General features: G+C 61.1%; 22 protein-coding genes. 14 read left to right on the top strand and 8 right to left on the bottom strand.

Annotation, left to right across the window (positions count from 1 at the left end):
* Positions 1–3: 3 nt before the first annotated feature.
* Both NAV33_RS05055 and NAV33_RS05050 read right to left on the bottom strand, forming a co-directional pair.
* Positions 4–1683, bottom strand: a complete 1680-nt coding sequence (locus NAV33_RS05055; protein WP_255977536.1) for a C13 family peptidase — start codon at positions 1681–1683, stop codon at positions 4–6.
* 76 nt (positions 1684–1759) lie between these two features.
* A complete protein-coding gene (locus NAV33_RS05050; RefSeq protein ID WP_255977534.1) occupies positions 1760–2215 on the bottom strand; it encodes a MaoC family dehydratase in 456 nt (151 codons plus the stop codon).
* A 183-nt stretch (positions 2216–2398) separates the two neighbouring features.
* Between NAV33_RS05050 and NAV33_RS05045 the strand changes: the two genes are divergently transcribed.
* The 3 genes from NAV33_RS05045 to NAV33_RS05035 are packed head-to-tail and all read left to right on the top strand — an operon-like array spanning position 2399 to position 4077.
* Positions 2399–2761: a CidA/LrgA family protein gene (locus tag NAV33_RS05045; protein WP_255977532.1), complete on the top strand. Its 363-nt coding sequence runs from the start codon at positions 2399–2401 to the stop codon at positions 2759–2761.
* A complete protein-coding gene (locus NAV33_RS05040; protein WP_255977530.1) occupies positions 2758–3477 on the top strand; it encodes an LrgB family protein in 720 nt (239 codons plus the stop codon). The genes NAV33_RS05045 and NAV33_RS05040 overlap by 4 nt, the downstream gene beginning before the upstream one ends.
* Before the next feature lie 9 nt (positions 3478–3486).
* Entirely contained in the window at positions 3487–4077 is a 591-nt protein-coding gene (locus NAV33_RS05035; protein ID WP_255977528.1) for an LON peptidase substrate-binding domain-containing protein, read from the top strand.
* 30 nt (positions 4078–4107) lie between these two features.
* Here NAV33_RS05035 and NAV33_RS05030 read toward each other — a convergent pair whose 3' ends face one another.
* Positions 4108–5427, bottom strand: coding sequence for a bifunctional DedA family/phosphatase PAP2 family protein (locus NAV33_RS05030; protein ID WP_255977526.1), 1320 nt, complete (start codon positions 5425–5427; stop codon positions 4108–4110).
* 280 nt (positions 5428–5707) lie between these two features.
* On the opposite strand from NAV33_RS05030, the gene NAV33_RS05025 reads away from it, so the two are divergent.
* The 11 genes from NAV33_RS05025 to lipB all read left to right on the top strand — a co-directional run bounded on the left by NAV33_RS05025 (position 5708) and on the right by lipB (position 15838).
* Positions 5708–6973: a glutamate-5-semialdehyde dehydrogenase gene (locus NAV33_RS05025; RefSeq protein ID WP_255977524.1), complete on the top strand. Its 1266-nt coding sequence runs from the start codon at positions 5708–5710 to the stop codon at positions 6971–6973.
* A complete protein-coding gene (gene nadD / locus NAV33_RS05020; protein ID WP_255977521.1) occupies positions 6973–7632 on the top strand; it encodes a nicotinate-nucleotide adenylyltransferase in 660 nt (219 codons plus the stop codon). The genes NAV33_RS05025 and nadD overlap by 1 nt, the downstream gene beginning before the upstream one ends.
* A gap of 14 nt (positions 7633–7646) precedes the next feature.
* The gene (gene rsfS, locus NAV33_RS05015; RefSeq protein WP_255977519.1) at positions 7647–8006 is read left to right on the top strand and encodes a ribosome silencing factor; all 360 of its coding nucleotides are present in this window, start codon (positions 7647–7649) and stop codon (positions 8004–8006) included.
* Between the two features lie 9 nt (positions 8007–8015).
* Positions 8016–8483 carry a 23S rRNA (pseudouridine(1915)-N(3))-methyltransferase RlmH gene (rlmH, locus tag NAV33_RS05010; protein WP_255977517.1) on the top strand — a complete coding sequence of 156 codons (468 nt, stop codon included), beginning with the start codon at positions 8016–8018 and terminating at the stop codon, positions 8481–8483.
* 16 nt (positions 8484–8499) lie between these two features.
* A complete protein-coding gene (gene mrdA, locus NAV33_RS05005) occupies positions 8500–10389 on the top strand; it encodes a penicillin-binding protein 2 (protein ID WP_255977515.1) in 1890 nt (629 codons plus the stop codon).
* Entirely contained in the window at positions 10386–11531 is a 1146-nt protein-coding gene (rodA, locus tag NAV33_RS05000; RefSeq protein ID WP_272887223.1) for a rod shape-determining protein RodA, read from the top strand. Before mrdA ends, rodA begins: the two co-directional genes overlap by 4 nt.
* A 14-nt stretch (positions 11532–11545) precedes the next feature.
* Positions 11546–12556, top strand: coding sequence for a lytic murein transglycosylase B (gene mltB, locus NAV33_RS04995; RefSeq protein WP_408102333.1), 1011 nt, complete (start codon positions 11546–11548; stop codon positions 12554–12556).
* The gene (locus NAV33_RS04990; protein WP_255977513.1) at positions 12553–13533 is read left to right on the top strand and encodes a septal ring lytic transglycosylase RlpA family protein; all 981 of its coding nucleotides are present in this window, start codon (positions 12553–12555) and stop codon (positions 13531–13533) included. The genes mltB and NAV33_RS04990 overlap by 4 nt, the downstream gene beginning before the upstream one ends.
* A 72-nt stretch (positions 13534–13605) precedes the next feature.
* Complete coding sequence (locus NAV33_RS04985) at positions 13606–14763, top strand: D-alanyl-D-alanine carboxypeptidase family protein (protein ID WP_255977511.1); 1158 nt, start codon at positions 13606–13608, stop codon at positions 14761–14763.
* 60 nt (positions 14764–14823) lie between these two features.
* Positions 14824–15108, top strand: a complete 285-nt coding sequence (locus NAV33_RS04980; protein ID WP_255977509.1) for a DUF493 domain-containing protein — start codon at positions 14824–14826, stop codon at positions 15106–15108.
* A gap of 73 nt (positions 15109–15181) precedes the next feature.
* On the top strand, positions 15182–15838 hold the full coding sequence (gene lipB, locus NAV33_RS04975; protein WP_255977507.1) for a lipoyl(octanoyl) transferase LipB: 657 nt from the start codon (positions 15182–15184) through the stop codon (positions 15836–15838).
* 92 nt (positions 15839–15930) lie between these two features.
* Here the strand turns inward: lipB and lipA are convergent, their stop codons facing one another.
* The 5 genes from lipA to lptE form a co-directional block, all read right to left on the bottom strand.
* Positions 15931–16983 carry a lipoyl synthase gene (lipA, locus tag NAV33_RS04970; protein WP_255977505.1) on the bottom strand — a complete coding sequence of 351 codons (1053 nt, stop codon included), beginning with the start codon at positions 16981–16983 and terminating at the stop codon, positions 15931–15933.
* A gap of 285 nt (positions 16984–17268) precedes the next feature.
* Positions 17269–18570 carry a lytic murein transglycosylase gene (locus NAV33_RS04965; protein ID WP_255977503.1) on the bottom strand — a complete coding sequence of 434 codons (1302 nt, stop codon included), beginning with the start codon at positions 18568–18570 and terminating at the stop codon, positions 17269–17271.
* A 60-nt stretch (positions 18571–18630) separates the two neighbouring features.
* Positions 18631–18789, bottom strand: coding sequence for an alternative ribosome rescue factor ArfA (gene arfA, locus NAV33_RS04960; protein ID WP_255977501.1), 159 nt, complete (start codon positions 18787–18789; stop codon positions 18631–18633).
* Between the two features lie 118 nt (positions 18790–18907).
* Positions 18908–19936: a DNA polymerase III subunit delta gene (holA, locus tag NAV33_RS04955; protein ID WP_255977499.1), complete on the bottom strand. Its 1029-nt coding sequence runs from the start codon at positions 19934–19936 to the stop codon at positions 18908–18910.
* A gap of 43 nt (positions 19937–19979) precedes the next feature.
* Complete coding sequence (lptE, locus tag NAV33_RS04950) at positions 19980–20582, bottom strand: LPS assembly lipoprotein LptE (RefSeq protein WP_255977497.1); 603 nt, start codon at positions 20580–20582, stop codon at positions 19980–19982.
* Between the last annotated feature and the right edge of the window lies 1 nt (position 20583).

Below are 20583 nucleotides of genomic sequence, written 5' to 3'. Positions count from 1 at the left end.
CGATCAGTCGGTCGGCGTCGGCTGTTGTTCATGCAGCATCCGCCAGTGTTCGACAACCTGGTCCGGTGCCCAGAGCTGGGGCTCCGAAGCTTGATAGTGGTCGGCCTGCTCTCGTTCGGCAACCCTCGCCTGCGCCAGCGTGAAGGCCTGCACAATATCGTTGGTTTCCTGCAGCGCCTCGGCGAACAGCGCGCGGCCGAAGTAGGTAAAATCACTTTCTTCGGAACAGCCGAACGACACCCGGTCGGCGCGAGCTGCGGTCATGACCAACGTATTCGGGCTCTTCAGCGGCTCGATGAACCCACCGGAATAGCAAGCGGAAATCACTATCACCTTGTTGCGTCCAGCAAGCGGCTGCATCAGCGCCGCCAGGTCCGCTGCCGGCAAGTCTTGCAGCGCCAGCCGTGGCTGGGTCAGCGCTAACTGGTGGTCGGCCGAGCCGTGACTGGTGAGATAGATGAAGATCAGGTCTTCAGGTCCGCTGCGTTCAGCCAGTTTCTGAATGGCGCGTGACAAATTCTCGCGGGTCGCCAGTGGTCGATCGGCCAGGTGATCGCGGTGGTTGACCAGGCTGATTTGGCCGTAGGCGGCGAAGCGGTCGGCTAGGAGCTTGCCGACATAGTCCGCTTCGCGGAGAAACACGCTCTGCTGCCCGTCGCCAGCGAAGGTCAGGCTGTAGAGCTCCGCAGCCGGGGTCGACACCGGTACCGCGTCAAGTGCGTCGGCGAGCAGTTGCCCTTGGCGTAACAGGCCGACTTCAAGTGGGTCGGCCAGTCGGCTGCCCGTATGGTCATGAGTAAGTCGATCGGCGCGCCAGGTACCGGCCTGCTCGGTGCCGTTGGCGAGCGTGAGAATACCCGTCCCATCGAAGCGGCCCGTGCGAAAGGTACCTCTGTATTGGCTGCCGTCCGGGGACTGCAGATGGCCCTCGCCGTGATACTGCCAATGCTTGAACTCACCGCTGTAGCGGGTGCCGTCGGCTCCAGCATAGCGGCCTTCGCCGCTGAGCTCGCCGTGCTTGAACGAGCCTTTCCAGACATTGCCGATGGCATCTTCGTAGCGACCCTGGCCATGAAACAGGTCGTTTTTGAAATTGCCCAGGTAGTGCTCGCCGTTGCTGCCGCGATACAGACCTTCACCGTTCAGGCTGCCCTCGACGAAGGTGCCGTTGAGTTTGCCGCTCTCGTCGCTGCGGGTGCCCTCGCCATGGGGCTGGCCAGCGACGAAATCTCCTTCGTACGTCGCGCCATCTGCGCCCTGCAGCTTGCCGGTGCCGTGGTAGAGATCGTTCTTGAAGTCGCCCTCGTAGGTCATGCCCTGCTCGGTGTAACGGCCTTTACCGTTGAGGCTGCCGCGTAGGAAATGCCCTTCATAGACACCGCCGGCGGCATAGCTGAAGAGCCCCGGACCATCGAACAGGCCTTGCTTGAATTCACCCTCGTAACGATCACCGTTGGCGCCTTGCCAGACGCCATGACCATTCCATTGGCCGTCCTTGAACGAGCCGCGGTAGCTGCTGCCGTTGGGGTAGTCGATACGCCCTTCGCCCTGCAATAGACCGTCGACCACCTCGCCTCGGTAGCGGCCACCGTCCGGCAGCACGGCATCGGCGGGTATCAGCGGTTCGCCATCACCGCAAGCGGTGAGGAAGCAGGCGAACAGGATCGGGGCGATGTGACGCATGCGGCTAACCAGAAAAATACGATGTCCGCAGTATGCCGCAAACGCAGCGAGGTGCGACAACGCGCACCCCTTTGGATCAGACGATGCAGAGCGCCAGGGTTTCGGCGATGTAGGCGGGCTTCTCCACGCCTTCGATCTCCATTACCGCGCGGCACTTGAGCAGCCACTGGCCCGGATTTTTTTCGTACGCGTCGAGTAGCGTCGCGGCCAGGCGCACCCGCGATCCGACCCGCACCGGCTGGATGAAGCGCAGACTGTCGAGCCCGTAATTGACGCCCATCTTGGTGCCTTCGGGTCTGACCATCAGGTCTCCCATCAACATTGGCAACAACGATAGGGACAGGAAGCCATGCGCGATGGTCCCGCCGAACGGCGTCTGTGCAGCTTTTTCCGGGTCGATGTGGATGAATTGATGGTCGCCGGTGCAATCGGCGAACTGGTCGACTCGCTGCTGATCGACGGTGAACCATTCGGAGCGGCCGAGCTCCTTGCCAATGTAGTTCTTGAGTTCTGCTACGGGTACCTGCGGCATATGTCCTCCGGGGATTTGTTGTTCTTCTAATGAAAGCGCGATGGCTAGATCAGCATGCGGCCGGAGACGAATCAACCAAGCATTGTTGTCGCGAATGGTGGGATATAGGCCGGGCCAGCGCGTGCAGCGGGTTTCGTCGCGGGGGGATGCTTATAATCGCGCTTCTTTGCTTCGGAGACGTCCATGCTGCTACGCGGGTTAACCTGGCTGGTGCTGTTCCAATTGCTCGGCACCGCGATCAACGTGATGGTCCTGCCCATGATGCCGGGGCCGATCATCGGGCTGCTACTGCTGTTCGTGGCGCTGTTGGCGCGCGGCCAGGCCAGCGAGTCGTTGCAATTGGCGGCCAGGAGTCTGTTGCGCTATCTGCCGCTGCTGCTAGTTCCGCCAGCCGTGGGCGTGATGGCCTACACCGAGGCGATTCTGGAAGACTTCTGGGCCATTGTCGGGGTGCTGGTGCTTTCGCTGGTGGTGTCTCTGGTGTTCACCGGCTGGCTGATGCAGATGTTGATTCATCGCCAGCAGCGCAAGGCGGGCCGCGCATGATTGCGGTGCAATGGCAGGCGGCTTGGGACGCGGTGATTCACCATCCACTGTTCGGCGTGGCAATTACCCTGGCGGCATTCCAACTTGCTTTCGCCGCCTACGAAAAGACCCGTTGGGTCTTCCTACAGCCAGTTCTGGTCTCGATGGTTGTGGTCGTCGGCATTCTGGTGGCCTGCGGCCTCAGTTATGACGAATACCGCGACAGTGCACAGATGCTCACCGTTCTTCTCGGGCCGGCCACCGTGGCGCTGGCGGTACCGCTGTATCTTAATCTGCGGCGGATTCGCGAACTGTTCGGGCCGATCATGCTAACCCTGCTGTTTGCGGGCACTGGCGCGACGGCGCTAGGCATGGCGCTGGCGTGGGCTTTTAACTCCGATCCGATGATTCTGATGACCCTGGCGCCGAAATCCGTGACGTCGCCCATCGCCATGCTGGTGGCCGAGCAAATCGGCGGAGTGGTGGCCTTGGCGGCAGTGTTCGTGATGATCACCGGAATCATTGGAGCGATCGTCGGTCCGGAACTGTTGCGTCGCTTTGGCGTTCAGCATCCTGCGGCCCGAGGCATGGCGTTGGGGCTGACCGCTCACGCCGTGGGCACCGCGCAGGCGTTGCAGGAAAGCGATGAATGCGGTGCTTTTGCGGCGCTGGCGATGAGCCTGATGGGTGTAATGACGGCGGTACTGCTGCCGCTGGCCGTGACGCTGTTGTTCTAAGGAGGCTGAATGAAGCTGCCGTTGTTTCCGCTCGACACCGTGTTGTTTCCGGGATGCATGCTCGATCTGCAGATATTCGAGGCCCGTTATCTGGATATGGTCAGCGGCTGCTTGAAGGCGGGGCATGGCTTTGGTGTCGTGCGCCTCATCGAGGGCAGCGAGGTGGGACTGGCGGCCAGCGAATATGCCCTGACCGGTTGCGAGGCGCTGATCCGGGACTGGCAGCAGCGCCCCAACGGCTTGCTGGGAATCCGCGTCGAAGGCGGTCGTCGCTTCGATGTGCTCTCAGCCGAAGTGCAGCGCGATCAACTGACCGTTGCCGAGGTCAGTTGGCGCGACGAAGGTGAAGACCTGCCTTTCGGCGATGAGCACGCCGACTTGGCGTTATTGCTGGAAGCGCTAGGACAACACCCGATGGTCCAGGCGCTGGGCATGGGCTGCGTGGCGCAGGGACAGCGCTCGCTGGCGCATCAGTTGGGGTATTTGTTGCCATTTCAGCCGGAGCGGAAAGTCGAGTTGCTACAGCTGGACGATCCGCAGCTGCAACTGGAGCGCATCCAGCGCTGGCTTGAGGAGTTGCAGGGCGATGCGCTCGAATAACAAGCAGTGCAACAGCCGCATTTGACGCAACTATTGATAGCGATACAGCAATATGGCACCCGGCAGCGCCCAGATCGCAAAAGCGCCAATCAGTCCCAGCGTTGCGGGCAGAATCAACCACCACACCCTGGGCGACAGCGCCTGCATTGGCCTGCGCCATTGCACGATGGTCAGGCTCGCCGCGCATATCGTGCTCGCCAACACTGCGCCAGCGATCACATCGGTCGGCCAGTGCACGCCGAGATAAACGCGCGACAAGGCAATGGCTGTCGCCGGTAATCCAGCCAGCAGTACCCAAGCCAGGCGCAGGCGAGGTGGTTGCCCACGCCCAGCGAGGACTCCGAGCGTAAGAAAAAAAGCGAACGCCGCCGAGCTATGGCCGCTGGGGAAACTGAAAGTGTGAAGGGGTTCGAGAAGGATCTCCGGTCGGATTCGCCCGAACGTCGCTTTCAGCGCGCCATTGGCCAGCGCTGTACCCAGCAGCGTGAGGATGGCGAAGACTGCTGCGCGCATCTGCTTCAGCGCAATCAACAGCAGGCTCAACAGCACCGCGGCCCACAGCTGCGTGTGGAAGTCGCCGGCACGCGTGACCACTACCATGAAGTGGTCGAAGATCGGGCTGCGTTCGCCCTGGACCAATTCCATCAGCCCTTCGTCGAATTCCACCAGATAAGGCCAGCCGAAGAACAGACCAAGCAGAATGGCCGCGCTGAGGCCTGCCGCCAGCGGCGTGACCCAACGCAGCTGGCGCAGGCTGCAATGCACGACGCCACCGACGAGTAGCAGCAGTGCAACAAGGACGATTCCCGCCTCGCCCCAGAAACCCTCCGGCAGCGGCAGTCGCACGGCAGCGCCTGCAGTCCAGCCCGGCAGCAGGTAGGCCATCGACCAACCGGCTGCGGCCACCAGGCTGACCAACAGAAAGCGCCCGAACGGCATGTCGAGCATGCCGGCGGTAAGCGGCAGCATGGGCCGCAGGGGGCCGATAAAGCGGCCCACGAGAAGGCTCGCGATGCCGTAACGATCGACATACAGCTCGGCCCGTGTCAGCCATTCAGGATGATCGCGCAAGCCGCGCATACTGCGAATGTTCTGGTGGTAACGTCGCCCAAGGCCGTAGGACAGCAGATCGCCGAGCAGGCCGCCCACATAGCCCAGCAGCAACGTCTCGCCGAGGCTCAGCACACCACTGCCGGCGACCACGGCGATAGCAAACACCAGCACGGTGCCAGGCATCAGCAAACCGACCACGGCCAGGCATTCCAGGCAGGCCACCAGAAACAGGCTCAGGCCCAGCCACTGCGGGTTTTCAGAGAGCCAGCCGGTGAGCGCAGAAAGCCATTCGGGCATGGTTTTTTCCTTGAATCGAGACGGCTTTCGACTCGGCGACCGCCGCGCCGGTTTCAACGGCCGTCATGATAACGCTGGATGCATTTGCGACAGGATGTTGATTGGGGCAGCGGTTCGTTGGTGCGAGCGATCGCCGACGGGTAGTCGCAAGGCGTCGTGCGGCCATTGGTGTGCATCTGCGACCGCTGCGCTTTCCCAGCCATTCGCCGGGAGCCGCTGTGCGGGAAGCTCATGGGTGGCTATAATCAGCCGCTTTCCCTTCAGCTAGGCCAGCCAGCCCATGACCGAGTCCGTTCTCGATTACATGACCCGCCTCGGTCGCGCCGCGCGCGAGGCGTCGCGCATGCTCGCGCGCGCTACCACCGCGCAGAAGAATCGAGCATTGCAGGCTGCTGCGGCAGCGCTTGACGCAGCGCGTAGCGATCTGGTCGATGCCAACCAGCAGGATCTCGCAGCCGGGCGTGCCAGTGGTCTGGACGAGGCCATGCTCGACCGCCTGGCGCTGACCCCGGCGCGAATCGACGACATGATCGAAGGACTGCGACAGGTCGCAACCCTTCCCGACCCCATCGGCGAGATTCGCGACATGCGTTACCTGCCATCGGGTATCCAGGTCGGCAGGATGCGCGTGCCGCTCGGCGTAGTCGGGATCATTTACGAGTCGCGTCCCAACGTGACCATCGACGCTGCCAGCCTGTGCCTGAAGTCCGGTAACGCCACCATCCTGCGCGGCGGCTCCGAAGCGATCCATTCGAATCAGGCGATTGCCCGCTGCATCCAGTTAGGGCTGGCGGAGGCCGGATTGCCAGCGGCTGCGGTACAGGTCGTGGAAACCACAGACCGTGCCGCGGTGGGTGCGCTGATCACCATGCCGGAATTTGTCGATGTGATCGTGCCGCGCGGCGGCAAGGGCTTGATCGAACGCATCAGCCGCGACGCAAAGGTCCCTGTGATCAAGCACCTGGACGGCATCTGCCATGTGTTCATCGACCAGGCTGCCGATATCGACAAGGCCATTCGCGTCGCCGACAACGCCAAGACCCAGCGCTATGCACCGTGCAATACCATGGAAACGTTGTTGGTACATACGGCCATCGCGGAGCGCGTACTGCCGCCGCTGGCTGCCATCTATCGCGGCAAAAGCGTCGAGTTGCGTGGTTGCCCGCGTACGTGCGAACTGCTCGGTGGCGATGTGCTAGCCGCCAGCGAAGAAGATTGGTCCACCGAATACAACGCACCGATTTTGTCGATCCGCGTGCTCGACTCGCTGGATGAAGCGATCGAACACATCAACCGCTACGGCTCGCAACATACCGATGCGATCGTCACCGAGAATTTCACCGATGCTCGCCGCTTCATCACCGAGGTCGATTCCGCGTCGGTGATGGTCAACGCCTCCACCCGTTTCGCCGATGGATTCGAGTATGGCCTGGGCGCGGAGATCGGCATTTCCACCGACAAGCTGCACGCACGCGGACCGGTTGGCCTGGAAGGCCTGACCAGCGAGAAATACGTGGTCTTCGGCGACGGCCACGTGCGTACTTGATGAGTTCGACTCGCACTCCACGGCGCATCGGTATTCTCGGTGGCACCTTTGATCCGGTGCACATTGGGCACCTGCGAGGCGCGCTGGAAGTGGCAGAAATGGTAGGGCTCGCTGAGGTTCGCCTGGTCCCCAATTTCCGCCCGCCGCACCGTGAGGCGCCCAACAGCTCCGCGCAGGACCGCTTGGCGATGGTCCGATTGGCGGTGCAGGATCTGCCGTCGTTGACGGTCGATGCCCGCGAGCTGGAGCGCGACAAGCCGTCATACACCATCGACACGCTGGAATCGCTGCGCGATGAACTGGCAGATGACGATCAGATTTTTCTAATAATGGGTTGGGACGCGTTTTGCGGGCTACCCAATTGGCATCGCTGGGATGAGCTTCTTGATTACTGCCACATTCTCGTGATGCAGCGCCCTGATGCCGACAGCGAGGCTCCGGAAGCTCTGCGGGACTTGTTGGCGGCACGCAGCGTGCACGACCCGCAGGCACTTGCTGGCAGCGGTGGGCAAATTGCCTTCGTCTGGCAGGCCCCTCTGGGGGTGTCTGCAACCCGAATTCGTCAATTTCTGGCCAGCGGCCAGTCGGTCCGTTTCCTGGTGCCCGACGCCGTACTGGCTTATATCAACGCGCACGGACTGTACCGGGCGTCGAACTGAGGTTGTTTCAAGCTATGCAAAATGATTCTTTGGCCCAGCTGGCCGTTAGCGCTCTGGAAGATCTGAAAGGCGCGGACATCACCACCATTGATGTCCGCGGCAAGACCAGCGTTACTGATTTCATGGTGATCGCCAGTGGTACCTCCAGTCGCCACGTGAAGTCCCTGGCAGACAACGTGCTTGAGAAGGTCAAGGAGCAAGGTGTTCGCCCGCTGGGCAGTGAAGGCCTGGACGGTGGCGAGTGGGCACTGCTCGACCTGGGTGATGTAGTGGTCCACGTGATGCAGGTCCCGACTCGCCAGTTCTATGACCTTGAGCGTCTTTGGCAGGGTGCTGAACAGAGCCGTGCACAGCACGCGGGCGAGCAGGAATAAGGTCGATCCGTGCGGATCAAGCTGATCGCTGTGGGTTCGAAGATGCCGCGTTGGGTGGAGGATGGTTGGCACGAATACGCCAAGCGTCTGCCCTCCGAGCTGCCTTTGGAACTGCATGAAATATCGCTCAACACTCGCGGCAAGAATGCCGACGTGGCGCGATTGATTCGTCAGGAAGGCGAGGCCATGCTGGCCAAGGTGCAGCCCGGCGAGCGCATCGTCACGCTGGAAGTGACGGGGCGACCTTGGAGCACCGAGCAACTGGCCGCCGAGCTGGAACGTTGGCGACTCGACGCGCGCAACATTAACTTGATGGTTGGCGGTCCCGAAGGACTGGCTCCTGAAGTTTGTGCACGTAGCGAGCAGCGCTGGTCGCTGTCGCCGCTGACTCTGCCGCATCCGTTGGTGCGCATTCTCATCGGCGAGCAGATCTACCGCGCCTGGACGTTGCTGTCGGGTCACCCTTACCACAAGTAGTACAGCCAAACCCAAGATGTCCCAGCCGATTCCCCTCAAAGACCACGAAAAGGACGCCCGTCTGGTGCGTCAGCGCGTGCTGGTGGGCGGCGCCTTTGTGTTGTTGCTGATTGGCGTGTTGATTGCGCGCCTTTACTACCTTCAGGTCGTGCAGTACGAGCACCATTCGACGCTCTCGGAGAACAACCGCGTCCATGTTCAGCCCATTCCGCCTAATCGGGGACTGATTTTCGATCGGACCGGCAAGATCATCGCCGACAATCGCCCGAGCTTTAGTCTCACGGTGACGCGCGAGCGCGCCGAGGATTGGCGCAAAACGCTTGATACGGTTGTCGAGGTGCTGGATCTGTCAGCCGAGGAGCGCGAGCTGTTCGAGAAGCGCGTATTGCAAGGGCGGCGGCCATTCGAGCCGGTGCCGATCATGTATGAACTGTCCGAGGAACAGATCGCTCGCATCGCCGTCGATCAGTTCCGCCTGCCTGGTGTGGAGGTCGCGGCGCAGTTGGTCCGGCATTACCCGGAGGGTGAGCATTTCGCGCATTCGGTCGGCTATGTCGGCCGGATCAACGAGGCGGAGCTCAAGCAGCTCGATCCGGTGAATTACAGCGGCACGCACCACATCGGCAAGACTGGCATCGAGCGATTCTACGAAGACGTGCTGCACGGGCAGGTGGGGTACGAGGAAGTCGAGACCAACGCCCGTGGCCGAGTGTTGCGGGTACTCAAACGCACCGATCCGGTACCGGGAAAGGACATCACTCTGACCCTTGATCTGGAACTGCAACAAGCGGCCGAGGCGGCGCTGGCTGGCCGGCGAGGCGCTGTGGTGGCGCTGCAACCTGCTACCGGCGAAGTGCTGGCGATGGTCAGCCAGCCGAGTTTCGACCCTAATTCGTTCGTCACCGGCATCAGCTTCAAGGCTTATGGTGAACTGCGAGACTCGATCGACCAGCCGCTGTTCAACCGTGTTCTGCGTGGCTTGTACCCGCCAGGGTCGACCATCAAGCCGATGATGGCGGTAGCCGGTCTCGATGCCGGGGTCGTCACTGAAGAGAGTAAGGTGTTCGATCCTGGATTCTTCCAATTGCCGAACGTGAAACACAAATACCGCAACTGGAATCGGGGCGGCGACGGCTGGGTAGATCTGGAGAAAGCGATCATGCGCTCCAATGACACCTATTTTTACGATCTGGCCCACAAGATGGGTATCGATCGGATGCACGAATACATGACCCGCTTTGGCATCGGTCAGCGTGTATCGCTGGATATGTTCGAGGAAACCGCCGGCCTGATGCCCTCGCGAGAGTGGAAGCGCACACGTTATCGTCAGCCCTGGTATCCGGGTGAGACGGTCATCCTTGGCATCGGGCAGGGTTACATGCAGGCTACGCCGCTACAGCTGGCCCAGGCGACCGCACTGATGGCCACTCATGGTAAATGGATTCGGCCGCACTTGGCGCAGAGTATCGAGGGCGTTTCACCGGTCGATCCAGAACCGATGCCGGATATCCAACTGCGCGACCCTCGCTATTGGGATGCCGCCATCAACGGCATGGAGCAGGTCGTGCACGGGACTCGCGGCACCGCGAAGAAGGTTGGCGATACGGCGAGTTATCGCATTGCCGGCAAGAGCGGCACCGCGCAGGTTGTGGCAATCAAGCAGGGCGAGCGTTATGACAGCGACAAGCTTGCCGAGCGGCATCGCGATCACGCATTGTTCGTGGCCTTCGCGCCGGTGCATGACCCACAGATCGCAGTGGCGGTGATGGTTGAGAATGGTGAATCCGGCTCCGGTGTCGCGGGCCCGGTTGCCAAACAAGTCATGGATGCCTGGTTGTTGAACGAGCAAGGCGAGCTGAAGGCCGAATATGCGCCGCCGCTAGCGGCTGAGGTGCGTAAGCCATGAGCGGGACATTCGATCGCACGCTTTCCACTACCGACGTAATGCGCCGTCGGGCGACGCTTCTGCAGCGCATGCATATCGACGGTGTACTTTTGCTGCTCTTGCTGCTGCTGGCTGCGGGCAGCCTGTTCGTTCTCTACTCGGCTGGCGGCAAGAACTGGGATCTGTTGATCAAGCAGGCAAGCTCGTATGGTATCGGGCTGAGCGCCATGCTGGTCATCGCACAGTTGGAGCCGAGATTCATGGCGCGCTGGGTCCCGCTTGGTTATCTGGCGGTTGTCGCATTGCTGCTGGCGGTGGAATTCGTCGGCTATACCGCCATGGGCGCGACCCGATGGATCAGTATCCCAGGGGTGATTCGCTTTCAACCGTCGGAATTCATGAAAATCATCATGCCGATGTCGATTGCCTGGTACCTGTCCGCTCGTGCGTTGCCGCCGGGTATCAAGCACACCATGGTCAGCCTGGGCCTGATCCTGGTGCCCTTCGTGCTGATTCTGAAGCAGCCGGATCTGGGCACCTCCCTCCTGGTACTGGTTTCCGGTGCCTTCGTGCTTTTCATTGCGGGCCTGCGCTGGCGCTGGATTCTGGGTGCGGTTGCGGCGCTGGTACCTATCGCAGTAGCCATGTGGTATTTCGTTCTGCACAACTATCAGAAACAGCGCGTGCATACCTTTCTCGATCCCGAAAGCGATCCGCTGGGCACTGGCTGGAACATCATCCAGTCCAAGGCTGCGATCGGCTCGGGTGGCGTGTTCGGCAAGGGCTGGTTGCTCGGCACCCAGTCGCACCTGGATTTTTTGCCCGAAAGCCATACGGACTTTATCATTGCCGTCTTGGCCGAGGAGTTCGGCCTGGTTGGCGTCTGTTTGCTATTGCTGATTTATCTGCTGTTGATTGCACGTGGTCTGGTGATTACGGTTCAAGCGCAGACCTTATTTGGCAAGCTGCTCGCCGGCGCGCTGACGATGACGTTCTTCGTTTATGTTTTCATCAATATCGGTATGGTTAGTGGGCTGCTGCCGGTAGTAGGGGTACCGTTACCCTTTATCAGTTTTGGTGGAACTTCATTGGTGACCCTGTTATCAGGGTTCGGGGTTTTGATGTCGATCCACACCCATCGCAAGTGGATCGCGCAGGTTTGATTAGAGTGAATTTCTTGAACCCATTACGGCATAGCTGGTTGGCACGAGCGCTCTGCGGAGCGGGTCTATTCGGTGTTTTCAGCGGTACTCAGGTGGTTTTCGCTGCCGATTACCAAGGCGAAAAGGTGGCCGAGTTCGTTCGCGAGATGACTCAGGATTATGGGTTTGCCAGTGAACAGTTGGTTGAACTGCTTGCTCAGGCAGAACGCAAGCAGGTGATCCTCGACGCGATCTCGCGGCCGGCAGAGCGCGTCAAACCGTGGAAGGAATATCGACCGATCTTCATCACTGACTCGCGGGTAGCGCAGGGCGTCGATTTCTGGCGCGAGAACCAGGCAGCGCTGGAGCGCGCCGAGAAAGAATATGGCGTGCCAGCCGAGGTGGTCGTTGCGATTATTGGCGTCGAGACCTTCTACGGGCGTAATACCGGCAGTTATCGGGTCATCGATGCGCTGTCGACGCTGGGCTTCGATTATCCACCGCGCCAGCCGTTCTTCCGTCAACAGCTCAAGGAATTCCTGCTGCTGGCTCGCGAAGAGCAGGTCGATCCGCTGAAGCTTACCGGCTCCTACGCCGGAGCCATGGGCCTGCCGCAGTTCATGCCGAGCAGCTTCCGCGCCTACGCGGTAGATTTCGATGGCGACGGTCATATCGACATCTGGAAAAACCCGGTCGATGCCATTGGTAGTGCCGCCAATTATTTCAAGCAACATGGCTGGGTAGCCGGCGAGCCGGTCGTCGCGCGGGCCACCGTCAAGGGTGAGCAGCATGCAGAAGGCCTTACCGAGGGCCTGGAACCGGTCAAGAATGCTGCGCAGTTGCGTGAGCTGGGCTGGCAGACGGAGGCGGAAATTGCGGATGACACGGCAGTGACAGCCTTCCGTCTGGACGGTGCCGAAGGAGATGAATACTGGATAGGGCTGCCTAATTTCTATGTCATTACGCGTTACAACCGCAGCGTGATGTACGCCATGGCCGTGCACCAGCTTGCCGCGCAGCTTGCCGAAGCACGAGGCACGCAATGACGGTCCGCTTGTTCGCAGTGGCAGCCGCCGTTGCGCTGATCGCAGGTTGCTCGTCATCACCGGCGCCGCAGTCGCCTGCGCCTGCCAAAAACGGCATCAGCGGCCCCGATGATTACTCCCGACCGCACAAGGATGGCGCGCCCTGGTGGGACGTCGACGTATCGAGTATCCCTGACGCGACGCCGATGCCGCATAACGGCCCATTCAAGGCCAACCCCTATACGGTGCTGGGTAAGACCTACTATCCGATCGGCGATGGGCGCAACTACCAAGCGACAGGCACTGCCTCTTGGTACGGCACCAAGTTTCATGGCCAGCCTACCGCCAACGGCGAGAAATACGATCTGTACGGTATGAGCGCGGCACACAAGACGTTGCCGCTGCCCAGCTATGTTCGGGTGACCAACCTCGACAACGGCAAGGCAGTGGTACTGCGGGTCAACGATCGCGGCCCGTTCTACTCGGACCGAATCATCGACCTGTCATTCGCGGCGGCGAAAAAGCTGGGCTACGCCGAAACGGGCACGGCACGGGTCAAAGTCGAGGGTATCGATCCCCAGCAGTGGTGGGCCGAGCGGGGCCGTCCGGCGCCGATGGTGCTGGCGCAGCCACAAAAGGTTGCGAGCAAGCCTGCCGGTACTTCGCTTTCACAGCCCGTCGAACAATACACGCCGCCGCCAGCACAGCATGCGGGCGCAACATTACCGGTCCAGGTCGACAGCACCGACAGGGTTGCCGCTGCCGGGGTGTTCCTGCAAGTCGGTGCGTTTGCCAATCCGGACGCCGCCCAGCTGCTACGTGACAAACTCAGCAACTTGACTGCTGCGCCGGTATTCGTCAGTTCGGTGGTTCATCAGGAGCAGATCCTGCACCGGGTTCGCCTTGGGCCAATCGAGTCCCTGGACGAGGCCGCGCAACTCGAACAGAGCGTGCGTCTCGCCAATTTGGGAAACCCCCGACGAGTACGTGCCGATTGACGTCGCGGCATGCTCGGGATGAGCGAGCTGATTCACAAAACTGTTTTGCCCACACCAACTTTTGAGAGAGCAATGACTATCACCACCTTCGTGCGCCGCCTGTTTCTTCTCACTTTGCTGGCAGTAGCGCCGGTAACCTGGGCCGAGCCGATCATTCCATCAGCGCCGCAATTGGCAGCGAAATCGTACGTTCTGATGGACGCCGCAAGCGGCAAGGTGCTGGTCGAGAACTCGGGGGACGAGCGCCTGCCACCGGCCAGTCTGACCAAACTAATGACCGCCTACATCGCCACGCTGGAGATCAAAAAAGGTCAGATTTCCGAAAGCGATATGGTTACAGTCAGCGAAAAGGCCTGGCGTACCGGCGGTTCGCGGATGTTCATTCAGGTCAACACTCAGGTTTCCGTCGACGACCTACTGCACGGCATCATCATTCAGTCCGGCAATGACGCCAGCGTGGCCATGGCCGAGCATATTGCCGGCAGCGAGGAAGCCTTCGCTGATCTGATGAACAGCACTGCTCAGCGGCTGGGCATGACCAACTCCCACTTCATGAACTCCACCGGGCTACCGCACCCGGACCATTACTCATCAGCAGCCGACATGGCCAAGCTGGCCCGCGCGATCATCTATGAAGATCCGGCGCACTATGGCATTTACGCGCAGAAGGAGTTCTTCTGGAACAATATCAAGCAGCCAAATCGCAACCTGCTGCTGTGGCGTGACAAGACGGTCGATGGTTTGAAAACCGGTCATACGGAAGAGGCTGGCTACTGCCTGGTAGCGTCGGCAGTGCGCGACGACATGCGCCTAATCAGCGTCGTGTTCGGCACTAACAGTGAGCAGGCGCGAGCGGCCGAGACGCAGAAACTGCTGACCTACGGTTTCCGCTTCTTCGAGACGCGCACTTTCTACAAAAAGGGCGTCGAACTGGCGACTTCGCGAGTCTGGAAAGGCCAGCAGGACCAGGTCAGCGCTGGGCTGGCGAATGACCTGACCCTGACCCTGCCGCGGGGCCAGATGGACAAACTGCAGGCCGGTCTGACGTTCAATCCCGAGCTGATGGCGCCGATCCAGCAGGGCGATGTAATCGGCAAGGTTGAAGTCAGTCTCGATGGCCAGGTACTACAGAGCACCGACCTGATTGCCCTGCAGGCCGTGGAAGAAGGCGGGCTGTTCAGCCGTTTCTGGGATAGCATTCGTCTGTTCTTCTTCAATCTCTTCAACTGATACCACCTGAGCGCGCTCGGCTATCCGCCGGGCGTGCTTGCGGATCACGAGTCCGTCGCCATGACCGAAAGCAAAAGCGAAACACAGCCACCCAAAATCGAATTTCCCTGCGAGCGCTATCCGATCAAGGTGATCGGTGACGCGGGCGAGGGCTTCAGCGAGGCGGTGACAGAAGTGATCCGGCGTCATGCGCCGAACTTTGACGAAACCACATTGGTGACGCGCGACAGCCGCAACGGGCGCTTTCTGTCCGTTCAGGTGCTGATCACCGCGACCAGCGTCGAGCAGTTGCAGGCGATTCACGTCGATCTACGCGCAACCGGGCGCGTGCATATGGTGCTGTGATGGAAAGCGCTCCATCGGCACGCAACGTTACCGACAAGACGGTGTTCAATTTCTCTGAATTTGGTGTTCGCTGATGGCTTCCGCAATGCTCGGTGTTCGTGACCTCGGACTGGTCGAGTACGAGCCCGCCTGGCAAGCCATGCAGCGCTTCACCAATGGTCGCGGCCCGGCCACGGATGATGAAATCTGGTTGCTGCAGCACCCGCCGGTGTTTACTCAAGGGCAGGCGGGCAAGGCCGAGCATCTGCTGCTGCCCGGTGATATTCCGGTGGTACAGGCCGATCGGGGCGGACAGGTTACCTACCATGGCCCCGGGCAGCTGGTGTGTTATCTGATGCTGGACGTCCGGCGGCTGGGAATCGGCGTACGGGAATTGGTCAGCCGTATCGAACAGAGCCTGATCGATTTGCTTGCCAGCTACGATGTGCAGGCCATCGCCAAGCCCGACGCGCCAGGTGTCTATGTCGGGGGGGCAAAGATCGCATCGCTCGGTCTGCGTATCCGCAACGGGCGCTCGTTCCACGGTCTGGCGTTCAATGTGGATATGGATCTGGAGCCCTTCAGGCGAATCAATCCTTGCGGCTACGCCGGCATGACCATGACCCAGTTGGCCGATCTGGTTGCTGGGCCTATAGCGTTTTCCGAGGTCAGTGCCCGCCTGCGTGAACAGCTGGTCAAGCACCTCGGCTACGCGCAGCAGCAGACGCTGATGGGCGCAATAGACGGCTAAGCCGGGCGCTTGCTTATCGGGTGTGAGCTGGGCATGGCGGATATAAAACGCTGCCCCAGGCGAAGCCTAGGGGCAGGCGTTGATCGACCCGATCAGTTCAGATTGAGGGTCGGAATCAGGCTGCTGTCAAACGGCTGGCCCGGCACTGGCACCGGGGCGGCCAGGCCCAGGTTGTTCTTCTCGAACACCCGGTCGGCTCGATAGCTGGAGCGCACCAGCGGGCCGGCAGCGACTTCCATGAAGCCCTTTCCTAGACCGATGTCGCGCAAACGGTTGAATTCTTCCGGGCTGACCCAACGTTTGACCGGCAGGTGGTGGCGGGTCGGCTGCAAGTACTGGCCGAGGGTGAGGATGTCCACGCCGATGGCGCGCAGGTCATCCATGGTCTGCAGCACTTCCTCGTCGCTTTCGCCCAAGCCCAGCATCAGGCTGGTCTTGGTCAGCATCTCCGGGCGATGGCGCTTGGCATGCTCCAGCACGCGCAGGGTCTTCTCGTAGCCGGCGCGGGGGTCGCGAACTTCATGGGTCAGGCGCTTGACCGTCTCGACGTTCTGCGCGAAGACTTCCAGGCCGGAGTCAGCTACGCGTTCGATGGCTTGCAGGTCGCCGTCGAAGTCCGGGGTCAAGGCCTCCACTACCACCTGCGGCGTGCGTTCCTTGATGGCACGGACACAGGCGGCATAGTGTGCTGCACCGCCGTCGTCCAGGTCATCGCGGTCCACCGAGGTCAACACGATATAGCGCAGCGCCATCAGCTCTACCGACTTGGCTGTGTTCTGCGGCTCCTCCTGATCCAGCCAGCCGTTGGGATTGCCGGTATCCACCGCGCAGAAGCGGCACGCGCGGGTGCACACCGAGCCCATCAGCATGATAGTGGCGGTACCGTTGGACCAGCATTCGCCCATGTTCGGGCAGTGGGATTCCTGGCATACGGTGCTCAGACGGTGTTCGCCGACATTGCGCTTGACCGCTTCGAAGCGGCTGCCGCTGGGTGCCTTGACCCGCAACCACTTGGGCTTGGGTTCGAACACTTGGGGTTCGCTTGAGGCGCGGCGCTTCTGCCCGTCCTTGATCGCGGTAATGCCCTGAGTGGTGCGGAATTTTTCGCCGCTGGCAACGGTTTTGGACTGGGAGGTATCGGACATCGGCTTTCTGGGCTCCGCTAGAGGCTCCGGGGACGGGGCGGCTCGTGGCCGCCGCGCAGTTTATCACAGGCACTGACCGCACAGTCCGTCTAGCGAGGCGTGCAGCCGTTGCCGGAGCCACCGCGGCTTGCCCGAGTTGTCCCGCGGCTGAGCTACCGGCCGGCGTTTCACGTGCATTATCGGAAGGAGATACTGCCGACCAGGATGGGCTTCGACGCCGCGTGACCTGCCTGCGGAGATGGGCGGCTCGGGGCAGAGCATGGCCGAACAGTTCGGCCATGCTCGCTAAGGCTCTGCGCGCAGCCGGCCGAGCAACTCCTGCGTCGGATGGCCGTCGGCAGGCCAGCCCAGCTGTTGCTGGAAACCACGGATGGCACTGCGGGTGTTGCCGCCGATGATGCCGTCTGCAGCGCCTGGATCGAAGCCTTGGTTCGACAGGCGTTCCTGCAGCTCAAGACGCTCGGAGCGACTCAGGGGCTGTTCACCCTGTGGCCAGCTTGCGCGCACCTTGCCTGCGCCATCGAAGCGCTCGGACAGCAGACCGATCGCGAGCGCATAAGATGACGAATTGTTATAGCGCAATATTGCGCGGAAATTATCCAGGATCAGAAACGCCGGACCGCGATAACCAGCGGGAAGTAGCAGACTGGCGGTCGCGTCATCATTGCCGGCCGGCAGGTTTGCCAGGCCGAGGCGACGCCACTCCGCCAACGGCTTGCGTATGCTGCTGTCGGCCAGGGCATAGTCGAATTCTGTCGGCAGCGCGACCTCGAAGCCCCACGGCTGTCCAGCTTTCCATCCGGACGCCTGCAAGTAATGGGCAGCTGACGCCAGGGCATCGGCTGAGCTGTTCCAAATGTCCCGGCGGCCGTCACCGTCGAAGTCCACGGCGTGGGTGTTATAGGTGGTCGGGATGAACTGAGTCTGCCCCATGGCGCCGGCCCAGGACCCGCGCAGCTGATCGATGGAGATGTCGCCGCGGTGAAGAATTTCCAATGCCGCCAGCAACTGGCTTTTGGCGAAGCCTGGGCGCCGGCCTTCATGAGCCAATGTCGCCAATGAGCGAATGACTGACTTGTCGCCCATTATCTGCCCGAAGCTGCTTTCCAACCCCCATATCGCTACCAGCGTATTACGGTCGACCCCGTAGTGCGTTTCTATACCGTCCAGTGTCGCTGAATGTTGGTTCAGCAATCGCTTGCCGCCACTGACGCGCTGCTCCGAGAGGGCCCCCTCCAAATATTGCCAAACGGGCCGAGTGAACTCCGGCTGGCTGCGATCGGCCGAGATGATGCTTGGGTCAGGGGTAACGCCGGCAAACGCGCGATCGAACAGTTCCGCCGGTATACCAGCCTGCAGCGCTTCGAGCCTGAAACTGTCGCGCCACTCGTCGAAACTTTGCTGTGGAACAGCAATATCCGGCTCGTTGGATACAGCGAGCACTGTGCCGGTTGATGCTTCCTGTTGCTGTGGCATGCTCGGTGTGGCTTGGGCTGGGCGCTCGGCGGCGCAGGCGACCAAGATGCTCATGGCTGATCCGGCAATCAGGGTACGCAGCAGCAGTACGGGAACGAAGGTGTAAAGCATGTACCACACTCGGCAAATCATTGGCACGTGACCTTAACACGCTTTGAATTGCTTGGCTTTTCAAGCCGCCAGAAGGACCGAAGCCTCCCAGTTGTTGGACTGGGAGGCTTCACGGCGATAGCTGCCTTTGCCTTTTTTCGGCTGTTCCTGGCGGCTGCGGAATAATGGTTGTGCCACCAGGGACTTGGCCTTGTTCGGCCGCTTACGGTTCTTTGCCATGTTGTCGCCCTCATGCCTATGGATCAGCACGGCGCATCATAGGTGTTGTTCAAAAAATGTCCAGCAGACTCACAGCGACTTAGGTTCCTGAACAGGCTGGCTTGCCGCTCGCAACTAATTAAACACCGATGCGCTGACCGCTCAGCTGCAGGCAGAGCTTGGTCAAGCCGATCCAGGGATCTCCCTCGGCCTGCCCTTTGATCTGCTCGTCGATGCGTTGCGCATCCATCAGCAAGCGCTGCCAGCCAGCCGCGTCGTGGCGCTGCAACGCCTTGCTCACCAGCGGCTTGCGCTTGTCCCAGACAGGCGGGCGGGCCTGGCTAAAGGCGCGGTCGAGTGGGACGCCTTGGCCGTACTGTTGGGCAATATTGGCCAGTTGGCGGACCTCTCGAGCCATGGCCCAGAGAATCACAGGCGCTTCGACACCTTCGCCGCGCAAACCGGTGAGCATTCGTAGAATGTGTTCGGGGTGGCCCAGCAGTGCTGCGTCGATCAGGCCGAAGACGTCGTAGCGGGCGCTGTCAGCGACGGCGGCCTGTACGGTCTCGGCCGTTACCTGGCCACCGTCGGCAAGGAGCTTAAGCTTTTCGACTTCCTGTGCCGCGGCCAGCAGGTTGCCCTCGACGCGAGCGGCAATCAGCTCCACGGCTTCCTGGTCGGCAGCCAGCCCGGCTTGGGAAAGGCGTTGGCGAATCCACTGCGGGAGCTGCTGGGCGTCCACCGGCCATATCTGCAGAAACTGCACCTGCTTGCCGTCGATCAGCGCCTTGGCCCACTTGGTCTTCTGCGCATTGCCGTCGAGCTTGGGCAGACTGATCAGCAGCACGGTGTCTTCGGCGGGGCGCGCGAGGTAATCGATGATTGCAGCAGCGCCCTTGTCGCCGGGCTTGCCATTGGGGATGCGCAGCTCCAGCAGGCGCTTCTCTGCAAACAACGAAAGGCTGGCGCCGGCTTCGATGAGCTGTCCCCAATCGAAACTGGTCTCGACGTTGAGCACCTGACGCTCGCTGAACTCCTGCTGCCGACAGGCGCTGCGAATGGCATCACAGGCTTCCTGGCAGAGCAGATGCTCATCGCCAGTGACCACATAGACAGATGCGAGCGGACCTTGCAGATGCTTGGCGAGTTGGGCGGGGGAGAGCTTCATGGTATCGGGAGACCGAGAGCCACCGAAGGTGGCTCTCGGTTCATCACTGAATTGGCAATTCGATCGGAGATTGCTGCGGTTGCGAGCTCTGCTCGCGTATCTGCGCCTCGATGGCCTCGGCTTCGGCGCGTTTTTTTGCCTCGGCTGTCTGCTGCAGTTGGTCGAGCTGCGCAGGTGTAATGCCGCGGATACGCATGCTCAACTGTTGCAAGAGCTCGCGACGCATTTCCTGGCGCAACTGATTGGCCTCCTGGTCGGAGCCGATCAGGTTGCTGCTGTCGTGTACGTAAACCTTCTGTACCTCGACGCTGTCTTGCAGCAAAACGGTGTTCTGCGGGCCGCGGAATTCATAATCGAGCACGCTGGTCAGTTCGTACTCGGCACTGCGCGCCGAGCTGGTGTAACTGGCAGTACGCTGACGATTCTGCTCGCGGATCAGGTCCAGGGTGTAACGCGCGCCCGGGTAGACCCGTACGCCGTTATCCTTGAGCAGTTCCTCGAGCTGCTTGGCGGTTTCCCCATAGCTGTTGCGTGCTTGCAGATCGAGCTCCTCGAGCGCGAAGCTGGTGTCGCCGGTTCCGCGTAGCTGGAAGCCACAGGCACTCAACAATAGGGCCATGCCGACTACCACGAGATTGCGTTTCATA

This window comes from Stutzerimonas stutzeri (assembly GCF_024448715.1).
Taxonomy (GTDB): domain Bacteria; phylum Pseudomonadota; class Gammaproteobacteria; order Pseudomonadales; family Pseudomonadaceae; genus Stutzerimonas; species Stutzerimonas stutzeri_AR.
Note: the sequence above shows the minus strand (reverse complement) of the source record. Positions and strands in the feature narration are given on the sequence as shown.

Bases quoted from the DNA above. Each gene is read 5' to 3' on its own strand.
- NAV33_RS05055 (WP_255977536.1), bottom strand. From the start codon at position 1,683: ATGCGTCACATCGCCCCGATCCTGTTCGCCTGCTTCCTCACCGCTTGC.
- NAV33_RS05050 (WP_255977534.1), bottom strand. From the start codon at position 2,215: ATGCCGCAGGTACCCGTAGCAGAACTCAAGAACTACATTGGCAAGGAG.
- NAV33_RS05045 (WP_255977532.1), top strand. From the start codon at position 2,399: ATGCTGCTACGCGGGTTAACCTGGCTGGTGCTGTTCCAATTGCTCGGC.
- NAV33_RS05040 (WP_255977530.1), top strand. From the start codon at position 2,758: ATGATTGCGGTGCAATGGCAGGCGGCTTGGGACGCGGTGATTCACCAT.
- NAV33_RS05035 (WP_255977528.1), top strand. From the start codon at position 3,487: ATGAAGCTGCCGTTGTTTCCGCTCGACACCGTGTTGTTTCCGGGATGC.
- NAV33_RS05030 (WP_255977526.1), bottom strand. From the start codon at position 5,427: ATGCCCGAATGGCTTTCTGCGCTCACCGGCTGGCTCTCTGAAAACCCG.
- NAV33_RS05025 (WP_255977524.1), top strand. From the start codon at position 5,708: ATGACCGAGTCCGTTCTCGATTACATGACCCGCCTCGGTCGCGCCGCG.
- nadD (WP_255977521.1), top strand. From the start codon at position 6,973: ATGAGTTCGACTCGCACTCCACGGCGCATCGGTATTCTCGGTGGCACC.
- rsfS (WP_255977519.1), top strand. From the start codon at position 7,647: ATGCAAAATGATTCTTTGGCCCAGCTGGCCGTTAGCGCTCTGGAAGAT.
- mrdA (WP_255977515.1), top strand. From the start codon at position 8,500: ATGTCCCAGCCGATTCCCCTCAAAGACCACGAAAAGGACGCCCGTCTG.
- rodA (WP_272887223.1), top strand. From the start codon at position 10,386: ATGAGCGGGACATTCGATCGCACGCTTTCCACTACCGACGTAATGCGC.
- NAV33_RS04990 (WP_255977513.1), top strand. From the start codon at position 12,553: ATGACGGTCCGCTTGTTCGCAGTGGCAGCCGCCGTTGCGCTGATCGCA.
- NAV33_RS04985 (WP_255977511.1), top strand. From the start codon at position 13,606: ATGACTATCACCACCTTCGTGCGCCGCCTGTTTCTTCTCACTTTGCTG.
- NAV33_RS04980 (WP_255977509.1), top strand. From the start codon at position 14,824: ATGACCGAAAGCAAAAGCGAAACACAGCCACCCAAAATCGAATTTCCC.
- lipB (WP_255977507.1), top strand. From the start codon at position 15,182: ATGGCTTCCGCAATGCTCGGTGTTCGTGACCTCGGACTGGTCGAGTAC.
- lipA (WP_255977505.1), bottom strand. From the start codon at position 16,983: ATGTCCGATACCTCCCAGTCCAAAACCGTTGCCAGCGGCGAAAAATTC.
- NAV33_RS04965 (WP_255977503.1), bottom strand. From the start codon at position 18,570: ATGCTTTACACCTTCGTTCCCGTACTGCTGCTGCGTACCCTGATTGCC.
- arfA (WP_255977501.1), bottom strand. From the start codon at position 18,789: ATGGCAAAGAACCGTAAGCGGCCGAACAAGGCCAAGTCCCTGGTGGCA.
- holA (WP_255977499.1), bottom strand. From the start codon at position 19,936: ATGAAGCTCTCCCCCGCCCAACTCGCCAAGCATCTGCAAGGTCCGCTC.
- lptE (WP_255977497.1), bottom strand. From the start codon at position 20,582: ATGAAACGCAATCTCGTGGTAGTCGGCATGGCCCTATTGTTGAGTGCC.